At 57.8% G+C, this 12,994-nt stretch carries 13 protein-coding genes; 1 reads left to right on the forward strand and 12 read right to left on the reverse strand.

Going from position 1 to position 12,994, the window contains the following annotated elements:
• Positions 1 to 41: 41 nt before the first annotated feature.
• Positions 42 to 698, forward strand: coding sequence for a glutathione S-transferase family protein (locus tag BM079_RS05595; protein WP_090131607.1), 657 nt, complete (start codon positions 42 to 44; stop codon positions 696 to 698).
• A gap of 71 nt (positions 699 to 769) precedes the next feature.
• Here the strand turns inward: BM079_RS05595 and BM079_RS05600 are convergent, their stop codons facing one another.
• From BM079_RS05600 to BM079_RS05655, 12 genes are all read right to left on the reverse strand, one after another.
• Positions 770 to 1,438, reverse strand: coding sequence for an amino acid ABC transporter permease (locus tag BM079_RS05600; protein WP_090131609.1), 669 nt, complete (start codon positions 1,436 to 1,438; stop codon positions 770 to 772).
• 12 nt (positions 1,439 to 1,450) lie between these two features.
• On the reverse strand, positions 1,451 to 2,122 hold the full coding sequence (locus tag BM079_RS05605; protein ID WP_090131611.1) for an amino acid ABC transporter permease: 672 nt from the start codon (positions 2,120 to 2,122) through the stop codon (positions 1,451 to 1,453).
• Positions 2,122 to 2,862, reverse strand: coding sequence for an amino acid ABC transporter ATP-binding protein (locus BM079_RS05610; RefSeq protein WP_090131613.1), 741 nt, complete (start codon positions 2,860 to 2,862; stop codon positions 2,122 to 2,124). Before BM079_RS05610 ends, BM079_RS05605 begins: the two co-directional genes overlap by 1 nt.
• Positions 2,863 to 2,903: 41 nt before the next feature.
• Positions 2,904 to 3,767 (reverse strand): ABC transporter substrate-binding protein, encoded by an 864-nt coding sequence (locus BM079_RS05615; protein ID WP_090131615.1) that lies wholly within the window; start codon positions 3,765 to 3,767, stop codon positions 2,904 to 2,906.
• Between the two features lie 67 nt (positions 3,768 to 3,834).
• Entirely contained in the window at positions 3,835 to 4,701 is an 867-nt protein-coding gene (locus tag BM079_RS05620; RefSeq protein WP_090131617.1) for an ATP-grasp fold amidoligase family protein, read from the reverse strand.
• 450 nt (positions 4,702 to 5,151) lie between these two features.
• The gene (locus BM079_RS05625; protein ID WP_090131619.1) at positions 5,152 to 6,342 is read right to left on the reverse strand and encodes a CynX/NimT family MFS transporter; all 1,191 of its coding nucleotides are present in this window, start codon (positions 6,340 to 6,342) and stop codon (positions 5,152 to 5,154) included.
• Between the two features lie 195 nt (positions 6,343 to 6,537).
• Positions 6,538 to 7,143, reverse strand: a complete 606-nt coding sequence (locus BM079_RS05630; RefSeq protein WP_090131620.1) for an HAD family hydrolase — start codon at positions 7,141 to 7,143, stop codon at positions 6,538 to 6,540.
• Between the two features lie 125 nt (positions 7,144 to 7,268).
• A complete protein-coding gene (locus tag BM079_RS16710) occupies positions 7,269 to 7,604 on the reverse strand; it encodes a hypothetical protein (RefSeq protein ID WP_175489610.1) in 336 nt (111 codons plus the stop codon).
• 298 nt (positions 7,605 to 7,902) lie between these two features.
• Positions 7,903 to 8,412 (reverse strand): Mov34/MPN/PAD-1 family protein, encoded by a 510-nt coding sequence (locus BM079_RS05640; RefSeq protein ID WP_090131622.1) that lies wholly within the window; start codon positions 8,410 to 8,412, stop codon positions 7,903 to 7,905.
• A gap of 12 nt (positions 8,413 to 8,424) precedes the next feature.
• Positions 8,425 to 10,275: a ThiF family adenylyltransferase gene (locus BM079_RS05645; RefSeq protein ID WP_090131624.1), complete on the reverse strand. Its 1,851-nt coding sequence runs from the start codon at positions 10,273 to 10,275 to the stop codon at positions 8,425 to 8,427.
• A gap of 10 nt (positions 10,276 to 10,285) precedes the next feature.
• On the reverse strand, positions 10,286 to 11,413 hold the full coding sequence (locus tag BM079_RS05650; protein ID WP_090131627.1) for an SMODS domain-containing nucleotidyltransferase: 1,128 nt from the start codon (positions 11,411 to 11,413) through the stop codon (positions 10,286 to 10,288).
• The gene (locus tag BM079_RS05655) at positions 11,397 to 12,971 is read right to left on the reverse strand and encodes an SAVED domain-containing protein (RefSeq protein WP_175489612.1); all 1,575 of its coding nucleotides are present in this window, start codon (positions 12,969 to 12,971) and stop codon (positions 11,397 to 11,399) included. The genes BM079_RS05650 and BM079_RS05655 overlap by 17 nt, the downstream gene beginning before the upstream one ends.
• Between the last annotated feature and the right edge of the window lie 23 nt (positions 12,972 to 12,994).

Here is a 12,994-nt window from a genome sequence, read left to right on the forward strand (position 1 = left end):
ATACGCTCTGTGTTTCATCCACGGCATTGCGAGTGCTCCTCATGAGCCAGATCCACATCTTCGGCCCGCAGTTCATTACTTTTGTGCGCAGCGTACAGCTGTGCTGTGAAGAGAAAGGAATTCCCTACACGGTCGGCACATGCGTCAGCGGTGAGGACATCGCGTTCAGGGGCACGCAGCATCTTGAATGGCATCCCTTTGGCAAGGCACCTGTCCTGCTTCATGGCGAGCGCCATCTATACGAGACCGCGACCATCTGCCGGTATCTTGATGCCATGTTTGAGGGGCCGGCGCTTCAGCCCGAGGACCCCTGGCAGCGAGCACAGGTTGATCAGTGGGCTGCCACCCTGTCGCTGTATATCGATCAGGTTCTGGTGCGTGACTATCTGCTGGAATTTGCCTTCCCGAAAGGAGAAGGGGACACGGTCAGGATGGAACGGATCAAGGAGGTAGAGCCGGAAGTGAAACGCATGCTGGCCCTGCTGGAAGCGCAGCTGGAGGGCAGTGAGTACCTGGTAACGGATGCCTTTACCATTGCCGATGCCATCGCGGCCCCCATGATCGACTACGTCTTTAATCTGCCCGTGGCTGCATCAATGACGGCTGAAGCGCCGCTCTTGAAGGCCTATCTTCAACGGTTGCGCGAGCGGCGCTCGGCAAAAGGGGTGCTCATCGATGCAAAAGGCGCAGGCGATTAAAACGCTGGCGACAGTATGGGCCTGACTCGGCCCGCCTTTGCGGGATATTTCTGTTGCCTTGCCCGTCGCCGTCAGTGACCGGCCACGCGCCGCTCAAGACGTGACAGCAGCCGCACCAGCGGCCAGAGCATGAGAAAATAGATCAGCGCTGCTGCAATGAGTGGTGTCGGGTTATAGGCCATACCCTGCACGATACGCGCCGAGCGCAGCAGTTCAGGCAGGGTAACCACCGAGGCCAGCGAGGTGGCCTTCACCAGCTCGAGGGTGTTGCTGACAAGTTCCGGCAGTACGTTGCGAAGGGCCTGTGGGGCAATGACATGGCGTAACGCCTGCAGCCGGGAAAGCCCGGTAGAGCGTGCGGCTTCCATCTGACCGCGGGCAATGGAGGCCAGGCCCGCGCGTAGTATCTCGCCATAGTAGCCGGCGCTATTGAGAGTCAGCGCGACCACTACCGACATGAAGGGTGATAGCGTCACGCCCAGAAAGGGCGCTCCGTTGTAGATGAAGATCAGCAGCACCAGCGGTGGAAAGGCGCGGAAAAAGTCCACGTAGGCGATCAGAAAGGGCGTCAGCCATCGCTGACGCAAAAAGTCGAGCGTGGCGATCAGCATGCCGGCGGCCAGCCCCATGGGCACGATGATCACGGCCAGCAACAGTGTCCAGCCCAGCCCGCGCAGCATGATCGGCCAGTATTCGGCCAGTGTCTGCAGATTGAAAAACAGCTCCGTGAAAGACCCCATCGACCGGCTCCCTTAGTGCTGCCAGCGATAGCGGCGTTCGACCCAGCGACTCGTCATCACCAGCGGCACAAAAAGCACCACATACATCAGCGCTGCCAGAGTCAATGGCGATGGATTGGCGACAATGGACTGTGCACTGGTGGCCTGATTGAGAATATCGGCGACCGAGATGGCGCTGCCCAGCGAGGTGGCCTTGCCTATCTCAATGGTTCGATTGGTCAACAGTGGAACAGCCAGCCGCACGCCCTGTGGCAGAATAATGTGCACCAGTGTCTGCAGAAAATTCAGGCCGGTAGCGCGCCCGGCCTCCCATTGGCCGCGATTGACCGAGGTAATGCCGGACCAGAAAATTTCTTCGGCGAAAGCCGCCAGAATCAGCGCCAGACTGGCCACCGTCGCCACGAAGGGAGAAAGACGCATGCCGGCATAGGGCAGTGCAAAATAGGTACACATGATGACCACCAGCGGTGGTACGGCGCGCAGGAAATCCACCAGAAACTGCATGGGCCAGTTGATCAGACGCACACCAAAGGCGCGCACCAGCGCCAGTAGCAGCCCGGTGCTGATGCCGATGCTGACCACCAGCAGCGTCATCTGCAGCGTTAGTACAAACCCTTCCCGGAGCATCGGGAAAAAGCGCTGCATGGTCTCGAGGTTAAAATACAGATCGAGCAGCTGATCCATCAGCGCTGCTCCATCAGGCGACTCAGGAACTCACGGGTGCGCGGCTGTGATGGCGTTGTGAACAGCGCCTCGGGTGATCCCTGCTCGATGATGGCACCTTCGTTCATGAACACCACCCGATCGGCGACGTCACGGGCAAACCCCATTTCATGGGTAACGATCACCATGGTCATCTTTCTATCACGCAGCCGGCGCATCACCGAAAGGACTTCTCCGACGAGTTCCGGGTCCAGTGCTGATGTCGGCTCGTCAAAAAGCATGATGTCAGGCTCGAGCGCCAGTGCGCGGGCGATACCGACACGCTGCTGCTGACCGCCGGAAAGCTTTCCCGGGTGTGTGTCATGGTGTTCGACAAGGCCGACCTCTTCGAGGGCGGCCATGCCGCGTGCCCGGGCATTTTCTCTGCTCATGCGATGAACCCGACGCAGCGCCAGCGTGACGTTATCCAGCGCTGTCATGTGCGGATAGAGATTGAACTGCTGAAAGACCATGCCGATCGACCGACGCACCTGGTTCAGATTGACGCCCCGTTCGGTAATGCACTGCGCTCTGAAATGGATATCGCCACTATCAGGGGGCGACAGCAGATTCAGACAGCGCAAAAGTGTGGACTTGCCCGAGCCTGAAGGGCCAATCAACACCACGACTTCTCCTGGAGCCACATCAAGGTCGGAAGGTGCCAGCGCCGTGACGCTGCCAAAGCATCGACTGATGCCCCGAGCGCTCAATATCGGACTCATGGGGTCGTCTCCATGCTTGTGATCTTTGGACCGTCACGCCATCAGGGGGTCGATCGACCCTGGTCAAAGGTCAGCTCATAGCCGGGCATGCCGGGCTCGCCACGGCCAACCGAGATCATGGTCATTGCCCCGCCCGGACGCGGTTCACTGCCAAACCAGTTTTCGTAAAGTCCGGCCAGGGTACCGTCGGCCTTCATCTGCTCGATTGCGTGGTCCGCACGGTCACGCAGCTCGCGATTTTCCTTCGAGAAGGCCAGGCCGACCCGAGAGCCGGTATCGATATCAAAGGCTACCGCCAGGCGCGATTGCTGCTGGGCAACGTAATCGGCGGCCGGGCTGTCAGTAACGTTGGCATCTGCCTGGCCGCTCATGACCGCCTGTACGGCGTCGGTGTTCTGATCGTAGCGCTGGACGTCAAAACCATACTGCTCCTGATGCTCGTTGGCCCAGTCTTCTGCTACCGAACCGCTGTTGACGGCCAGCGTCATGCCCTCCAGTGCCTTTGGTGCTTCAACGTCAGCCTCCGCCGACATCAGAACCCCGAGCTGATTACTCATGTAGCCTTCGGTAAAGAGCATTTTTTCGGCGCGTTCGCGGGTGATATCGGTGGGTGCCAGGATCATGTCGTAGCGGTCGGCATAAAGTCCGGAAAAGATGCTGCTGAACTGCACGTCCATGACATTGACATCGTCATAGCCCAGACGGCTGGCCAGCTCATTGACCAGGTCAATCGAAAAGCCTCGATAGCCACCATCCGGATTTACCATGGCGAACGGTGCCAGTCCGACATCGGAGGCGGCACGAAGCGTCCGTGATGCCGGTTCGGCCTGCGCGCTCTGAGCAATGAGAGGAAAAGCGGTGGCGCCGGCCAGCGCCAGCATGCGAAGTGTTCTGCCAAGGGTCATGAGCGTTCCCCGAATGTTTTAAAAACGTTTTGAAAGGCATATCGGACGATATGGCCCTGTCGGTGCGTTACAGTGCGACCCGCCGGGCCCGTGCCCTTTCGCGATCGATGGTAAAAAGGCTGCCCAGATAGTGATCTACCTGACGGTCGATCAGCTCCATGAAGCCGCCGCCGGGCGTGAAGGTCATCTCTCCGAAAAAGATGGCGTCATCAAGGATGTAGAAATCCACGCGGACGTAATCGAAGCCTTCCGACAGCGTCTCGGCAAGCGCCAGCGCCCGATCAAAGCCTGCCGGTTTCTCGACGGTCGAAACATCCTCGATTTCCCGGGTTTCAACGCGCACGGGCTGCCAGTCCGGCGTAATGCAGACACGCTGATGCCCGCCGGCCTGAAAACGTCCTGTAATGATCTGCACGATGATGGTCAGCTCGCCGTGACGACGAAAGCAGTGAAACTTGTAGTCATTGGGCGGCGTCACGGCATCATTGCCCAAACGCTTTTCGAACAGAAGCCGGGGCTTGATGGCGCGATACTGGGTTTCGCGATTGACGCGCGAAAAATCGTCATCCAGCCAGTTCCGGGAGATGTCGTAGAGCTCGGGAAACGTCCATTGGGACTTGTCTTCGACCAGCAGGTTATAGCCGCTGCCGTGGTTGCCCTTCATGACAAAGCGGTCGGGGAGGGCCTTGAGAAGCTCCGGCGTCAGCTCATCGGCGGTGGCATGGCAGGGGATCAGGTACTGCTCGCCAATACGCTCACGCACATAATCGCGCACGGCGATCTTGTCGCTCAAAATCGACATCGACGGCGTCGGGTGAAGCTTGCGATAGCCGATCTTTTCGCTGAAGGTCCGGGGGGCTGAAAGGTCGGGCAGTACGCCGAAAGCACGCCAGTGGCGCAGCATGGTGAAATGACGATCGGAAAGACGCGCCATGACGAATCGGATGAGTGTCTGTCGCCAGGAGACTGAGCGCAAGAGTTCCTCTGATAGTCGTTGTTATATTGGTAAGGACACGCAGCAGTGTAGAACAGATTTTTTTGAGGCAAATGCCGGTATTGTGCCGATATGGGCGTTATCTGCTCGGCCAATACCATGGGTAAATGACCGCTGCGATCCAGGATTCGATCCTCTCGCGATACGGCCTGTCGACAGAAAACCCTGATACCTCGCTGGTAATTTGACCGGATGACAGCACAAGAGGAGAGAAGATGAGGCCGAAGTGAATCGATCGATTCGACGCCATGGCCTGCATCAAATGCTGCAGCCCCGAAAATGTTGCAACAGTAGAGATGGCCACCGGGGCGCATGATGTGCCCCGGTGAAACAGCGATTGGGTGAAACAGCGATTGGGTGAAACAGCGATTGGGTGAAATAACGATTGGCTCAGTCGTGCTGCCTGACCAGGCGATCGCGCCCGGCGCCCAGTGCCACAATGATGGCTCCCACACCGATCAGTCCCAGCAGGATACCCACCACGTTCCAGCCACCGGACCAGTCATGCAGCAGGCCCACCAGAAGCGGGCCGAAGGCGGCCAGCACGTAGCCCACGCCCTGCGCCATGCCGGATAGTTCGGCGGCAGTATCGGCATCCGGGGCACGCAGGGCCAGCAGCGTCAGGGCCATACTGAAGGTACCACCCTGGCCCAGCCCCAGAATCACGATCCACAGCCACAGGCTCTGTGTCGGGGCATACAAACAGCCCGCCAGGCCACACAGGGTGAGCAGCATCACGCCGATCAACACCGCGCGCTGATCCTTCATGCGCCCGCCGAGCAGCGGCGCCACGATGGCGGTAATGACCTGGCACAGAATCGAGACCGACAGTGCCAGCCCGGCGGTGACCGGGACGACACCGCGGTCCTGCAAAATGGTCGGCAGCCAGCCAAACACCGTATAGGCCAGTGACGACTGCAGACCCATGAACAGCGTGACCTGCCAGGCCAGACCGTTGCGATACAGCGAGTGGCCGCCCCGTGGGCGCATGCGAACGGTATGTTGGACCCGAATCTGTGGAATCCAGACCAGTGCAGCGACCACCGCCGGCACCAGCCAGAAGGCCAGCGACGGCTGCCACTGATCCCCAAAGGCCTGACGCAGCGGCTCGGTGGCGCCGGCCGCCAGCGACGCGCCCAGATTGAGTGCCACGGTGTAAAGGCCGGTCATCAGGCTGACCCGGGTCGGGAAGTCGCGCTTGACGATACCCGGTAACAGCACGTTCATGATGCCGATACAGGCACCGGCCAGTGCCGTGAACACGAAAAGCCCCAGAGTGCCGCTCAAGGGACGCGCCAACAGTGTCACGGCCAGCAGGAGCAGAATCGCGAAAATGGTGCGCTCGGGCCCGATGCGCCGCGACATCCTGGGCGCCAGCGGCGCGGCCAGACCGAGACAGATCACCGGCAGTGTGGTCAGAACGCCCTGAGCGGCCGGAGACAGTGACAGCCCGGCGGCGATATTTTTGAGAACGGGGGAGACACTGGTCAGTGCCGGGCGCAGGTTGAGCGCCACCAGCAAAAGCCCCACCAGTGCCAGCGCACCCTGATAACCCTTTTTCGTGAAGCTGACCGATGACATGCAACCAGAGTTCCTGTGAGATAAAAAGCGCCCTATTTTGGGGCAAAACGTCGCGACAGGATAGATGAATGCACCATCAGGCGTCATGAATAATGTCGGATGGGGCTTGTTGCAGACGGTGCCAGCACGCCCGCCGGCCCCATGAGGCAGGCCATGTTCAGTGGTGTGCTGTTCCGAGCCCTGGTGTCGCCGGGCTCAAGGCGAGAACAGCGCTGCTTTCAGCGCATGGCAATCCTCCAGATGATGGTCGGTCTGCTCGGGGCAGGGGTTATCCGGCACATTGACCAGCACGGTCCGGGTGCCCGCGGCACGCCCACACTGCATGTCCAGCGGGCTGTCACCCACCATCACGATATGAGAGGGCGACACGCCCCACCGCTGTATAAAGTGCTCAAGCCCCTCCGGGTGTGGTTTGGGAGCGGCATCCTCCCGGCCCAGCACGTCCGCGTGATCAAAGCACGCCGCAAGACCAATCACCTCCAGCGTGATATGCGCCAGCTCACGGGCATTGCGAGTCAGGATGCCCAGCCGATCACCGCGCTCGCACAGTTCGCGTATCAGGGCCACGGCGCCTTCTGCTGGGGTCGAGCGTGCAGCCAGTTCGCGCTCATGCGCCATCAGCCACTCATGGCAGGCTCGGCGCTGCGCCTCGGGCAGAGATTCGAGATATTCGAGAATGTCGCTGTCATCCGGTACTTCCAGCTGGCGTCGGATGAACCGGAAATCATGCACGCCCACGGTCAGCGTGCCATCCATATCAAATACCCAGTGCCGACAGTCGTTGAGAGAAGCGATGGTCATGAAACACCGATGGTGAGAAGGATGAGGTCATGGTGGCACGTCAGAGCAGAGTTGGCAGAATCTGTTTTGCAGATTTCTTTTAACACAGGGATAGTTGAATATGAGATTAACCTTGATAACAGTCTTCAGACACCAAAGGAGCCCTTATGAGCATCGCAAAAACATTGTTGCTGACCTGTGCCCTGATATTGACGGCAACGGCCGGGCCGGTACTCGCGAATGATCGTGCTGCAGATTGTCATCAATTGAATGGTGCGCCGGGAGAAGACGGGCAACACGGCACGGCAGAATGCCCACGGGGCGGTGACGGTGGCGCGGGCGTTGCCGGGAAAAATGGAGGGAACGGCGGCGACGGGGGTGACGGGGGCAATGGTGGTAACGGCGGCGCCGGCGGTAGAGGGGGAGATGGTGGCGCTGGTGGTCAAGGCGGTGACGGTGGCCGGGGAGGCGATGGCGGTCACGGGGCCAATGGACAGGATGGCCAGGATGGAGTTGACGGGAAAAATGGGTAAATGAAGGGTGCCGGAGGAAGGGCCCGTCAGGATTCTATTTAAGTTTTAAATCATTGTTTCTATTGATCTATTTTTGGGTTGAAAAATCGATTATACCAATCGATATACCATTAGATCTTGCTAGACTACTCACTAGGTTGTCCGAATCATGACAGTACAAGGGGGTGGCCGTTTACGCCCATAAGAATATATTTATAAAAACCAATATATGCTAAGCGGATGTTGACTGTAGTTAATAAACTACAGTTCATCGTCTCGCAGCTGTGTGCTCTTTGAACTCGATGTGCAACTCACCCTGCGGGAAGACAAAGGCTCTAACCGGTCGTTCGCCGCCATACCGCGCTTGGCCAACGATCAGCATCACAGGCTCTCGACAACTGTAGCGGGAATCGGCATTGATGTCGTACATCTGAGCCAAGTCATCGCCGCTTGGTTCTACAATATTAGCTGGGTGGTAGTGCCATTCGCCGATGTAATAGGTACGAACTTTGCTATCCCAGCGCTTCTTTAGTAGTCCATGCAATCCCCTGACTCCTCGATGAAACCAGCTCCGGCCGCGAGCTGAGTCCTTGGGCGGGGATAGTGCTTCTATCACAACGGCCGTCGACTCATCGGTCGTGTAGTGTCCGATCAGTATGCCGCCTGTTTCGATTTTTCCGGAGTATCCACACTCGCGATCAATTTGATTCCATGATGCGACCGTCAATCGGAGGGCATATCTCCGGCATGGTGTGATCCATTCGCGACCGCAACTCATCGAGTAACCCCGTTATTGGCCAGGTTCAAGTGTGTATGACGACGAATCGTCACATGCTCCCTCCAACTCAGCGAGCTGGTAGCCCGCAAGACCTTCATCAAAGCGTTGCTCAAGAACGCGAAGACCTTCAGGAAGCATTCCCATTTCAGCTCGCTCCAAGTATTTCACCGTCGCAACGGCTGCAAGCCACACGTCGTCGCTTCGCGCCGGAAACAAAGGTGACCAACAGCCCGCGCCCTCAAGCGTCTCCCCACCTGCTGTCCATTTGGTACGCTCTTCCTCAAGCCATGGTTCAACGGCGCCCGTGAACTCCTCTAATGGAAAACAGCACGCGTGCGCTCTAAATAAAAACAAACGAGCTGCGGAGAACCCTAGAGAAGCTGAAAGAAATAGTCTGGGGACAGACCACCAGGCTGCGTCAAGACGTCTGAGGACATCATCGTCACCAGTGCAGTCCAGAACGATGTCGAAGGGCTCCAAGAGCGTTTGAAGTGCGTGGTCTTGAGGGAGTGGTTTCGCCAACGATTTGACTTGCGACATCGGAGCAGCTGCTTGGAGCCTCGCTGCTACGGCTTCAGCCTTGTTGTGTCCGAGGGCTTCACCGGTAAGCGTGTGACGCACAAGGTTTCCAGCCTTGAGATCGTCATGGTCGATGATGATGATCTCGGCTACACCACCGCGCACCAAGAGTTCGGCGACGGCAGAGCCGAGGGCACCGGCACCGATCAAGGCCACTGAGCGTTTACGGACTTCTGCGTGCAGTCGCCCACGCGCCTGCAGTCGGTCTGGATGCCAGTTCTCAGTTGTCAAATATGATAATTTCTTGCCCCCGCTGAAGAATTCCCAGCGCAGTCGCTCATAACGTCCGCGCATGTTGTCCCGAAACCCTTTCATCGGCTTGGTATTTTTAGGAATTTCAGGCGACGAGATAGCCTGCCAATGAACCTCAACTGGTGCACCGTTCCAACGCGAGGGAATCGGATACCCGAGGAGAATGATCACGTCCTCCTTTCCTCGGGCTTGGTGGACCATCCAACGAAAAAAACCGTCGACATCCACATTGAGCCTCGCACCGGCTCGTCGGAGCTCGGCCCACGTACCTGGAGTATGCCACGGCGGAGTCACGATTGGTGATGGCCATAGCCACCAATAGCCGATCCACGGGTTTTCACTTGATTGATAGCCGCGACGACAACTTCGAATCCAATCACCACGCGTGTCGAAAAACTTCTCCGCGACAATTGTTTTATCAAGGTTTGGAATCGCGCTCCAGTGAACTTCACCGTAGTGTCCTACGTGCTTCCCCCAAGCTTCCCAAGAGTTTTCATCCTCATCATGAATCACTTTGAAGCAGGGGTTGATAAGATCAAAAGGACACTGCGGAACTTCAAACGGCTCGTCTCCCACCATCAACTGGTCATTTGCAGCAACCTCTAGCCAAGCGAGACAGCGCTCGACGTGCCAGCGTAACCGTTGTTCTACATCGTACTTGGGCTCCGGACCTCCAGCGATGCGCCCGAGGCGTTGAGATGGACTATCGAGACACAGCTTGCCGGTGCGCCAAGTTGCGTGATTCGAGGTGGACACGACGTTCCGATCTTGATGCGGAAACGTGTGAATAATGCCACCGTCCTGAGCTGGAAAGATGCGTATTCTACCGGCAGGATAGGAGCCATCAATGAGAATGACCCAGCGCGTTTGCTCGGGCACGAAGTCAGAGGATTGCGGAGAGGTTAGTCGAAGCCGAACTGCCCAGGCAGACTCAGCCGAGATGAACTCTGGGTGCGAGTCCAATGCTATGCCGGGCGCGCCTAACAGTCGATTAAGTGCGACCCGAATGGATCTTGGCGCCTCGTCCACCATTCACTCTCCTCTACGCGAACCGGCCAGTGCCAGGCGTAGCTGGGTCTGTGGGCGGGGTGAAGCCTCCCTTCTTTCCCGACCCATTGTTCGGCGGCTCGGGAAACTTGGAGCCGAACATCTCACGCCAGAGGTTACCGCTCTCAGTGCGGTCTTCGGAATCGAAAGCCCGCCTTGATAGGTCAGCTCCAGTCTTAACCTGGTCGTAGAACGTGCAGAAGTCCTCTCTGGTAATGCGCTTGAACACATCATGCGACGGAACGCCGTAATCTGGGAGTGTCGGTTTATTCTCGATAAGCACTAGGAAAGAGTAGCTACTTACAATCGCTTCGAGCGTTTTCACTACGCCCTCTGACACGGACTCGATGCCATCAGGACAGTGCTCTCCGATCAAGCGCTCGAGTGGGAACCCTTTCGGGTGTGCGGGGGCGGCATAATGCTCGAGCCTCCACCACTTGATGCATTTCACTACGTTAACGAAGTGCCTATTGCACCGTAAGTTCTTATCGCGGGTCCAGCGAATTTGCTCAAGGGGATGAGTATCATCCCACTCGTCTGCATCGCGATCCGGGATCCGAAGTGGTTTCGCCTGCCATTCTGCTTCGCTGGCGGCTTGATCAAGCAGCAAATTTGCGTCGATGCGCGAGCGGTTGTGTAGTGCAAGCCAAGATTGATGCAGACGCCAGTCTCGGGCTTCGAAGATGTCGTCGTCAGAAGTGACAGCATCAGATTGAAGTATTCCGTATTCCTGCTTCGCCGGAGCGGAAGTCGGAACAATATCGAGGTCTACACAGCTCATCTCGATGCCGAAGGAGCGGCCTTGGGGGCGCCACTTCCCATTGTAATGCTTATTCAGGAAGGGCTCGAAGAGATCCATAGCTTTCTTTGGTGTGTACTCAGTCTCGTCCAGCTTGGTGACAATAATGAGGTCGACATCCGAGCGCTTGTCGCCTTTGGGGCGTACAGCGGTGTGTCGGCGGTAGCTGCCTTGCAGGAAGTCGCTGACCATGATTGGCTTGAGGTCCTCATCCGCGTTGAGGCGATCGCGCAGTGTCTTGTGTCCTGAGATCAGTTGATCTCGCATCGGCTTCGTCGGCCGGATTTCCTGCAAGAACTTGTTAAAATCAGACTGAAGAATCATCAGGAACCTCATGTGCTTCGTTTTGGGAGCTCGGTAAGACAGGAAGAGAAAGGGAGTGGCTGTACGACCCGTTCCGCTCTATACCGAAGTCGAACTCGTACAGCGCAACCCGCCCAATCGCTTCGCGCTGCTGGCCTATGAAGAACATCAGCGCGTTCGGGCATGCGAAGAAGATATGGGCACGAGCCGCACGGGACGGACGAGCTTCGGCGAGTACGCCAAGAAACTGCGCGGCGAGCCGGTACGCGTGGTCCGGCCCCTTGATGCTCTGCGGAGATGGGCCACCGGCTGGACTCACTGACACGAGGCGGCCCACTTGAGGCGTGCCTTCCGATGCTAGAAACGCCTCGACATCCGCACGCACATCATGCGTAACCGATAGGCAGATGGCGATATCCTGATGTTCCGCCGCCAATTCGAATGTCTGGGTTATCCAATAAGCATCGCACTCGGCATCCGACGATGGCCTCCAGATTTCTAGGCTGGGTTTTTGGATCGGTGCGAGGTCTACGCCCGAGTTCCGGCTCAGTTCCCATCCAGCCAAAAGCGCAAATGAGCCGTGGCACTCTAGGGCGATCGCGGACGGAACGCTTCGTAGTCGTGCGCGACGGTCAGGATTGCCCAGAAAGGCAAGCACCTGGGATGTGGCGTTGTGCCACGAGCCCCCAGATGCCAGATGCCGTCCCTCGAAGTTGTCCGAGACACAGATGATCTCGTCGGCCTCGGATTCGAGCCGTTCCGCAAAACGAAGGAAGCTTCGAATGCCGATCGCTGGCGGTTGAGGATTGCCGCTGGAACCGTTGGTCAGCAGACCCTCGCGCTCGCACAGCTCCCGAAATGACTCCTCATCGAAGGAGTTCGGACCGTTCATCAAGAACTGCTGTATCAAGCTCTCGTATGGGCACGCGGCCCGATCGGCACTCGGTGTCTTTAGACCGACCACCTCCAGCGTCGTGTAGACGTAATCCTTGAAGTCTCGGCGTCCGAAGTGGTCCAGTTGAAATCGCAGCGTCTTCGCGAATGCTCTGAAAGCGCCGTCCTCAAGCCCAAGGTGGATTCGCCAATTCTCACGTACTTTGCCAAGGTCGCTCCGAGGGCCGTCATCAAAGAACTTCCGAGGCAGTTCGCCATCGTACTCGCGCAACAGCTGCGCCAGTTTGTCGTCATCTTTCCAGCGCCAGTTGGACGCAAGATGCAGTCTGAAGTCGGCATGCTTTGACGCGAGGTTGGTATAGGCGGAATAGAATCGCTGGAGGAGGGAGGACTTCGCTTTAATGAAAGCTGGATCGATCAAGGCGTCGGAGCTGTACGAATCTCTGTTATCGACATGGTATTTGAGCTGAAAGTAGTCTGCGCTCACCATCCAGCCGCCGCCGGCGTTAACACCAGGCTTGCGATAGAACACGGCCACGTCATCCACGCCGTCAGCCTCGTCGTGCTCCAGTACTACACATTCAACCTTTGAATTAGGTCGAAGAAGATCGGCAGCCTGTCGCCAAAAGAACAGGCCTTGGAACACGTCGCCTTCTGTTCGGGCTCCGACTTGATTCAGCGCCATTGAGGTCGCCTCCATGCCCGCTG

It is taken from the genome of Kushneria avicenniae (assembly GCF_900112585.1).
In the GTDB taxonomy this organism is placed as follows: Bacteria; Pseudomonadota; Gammaproteobacteria; order Pseudomonadales; family Halomonadaceae; genus Kushneria; species Kushneria avicenniae.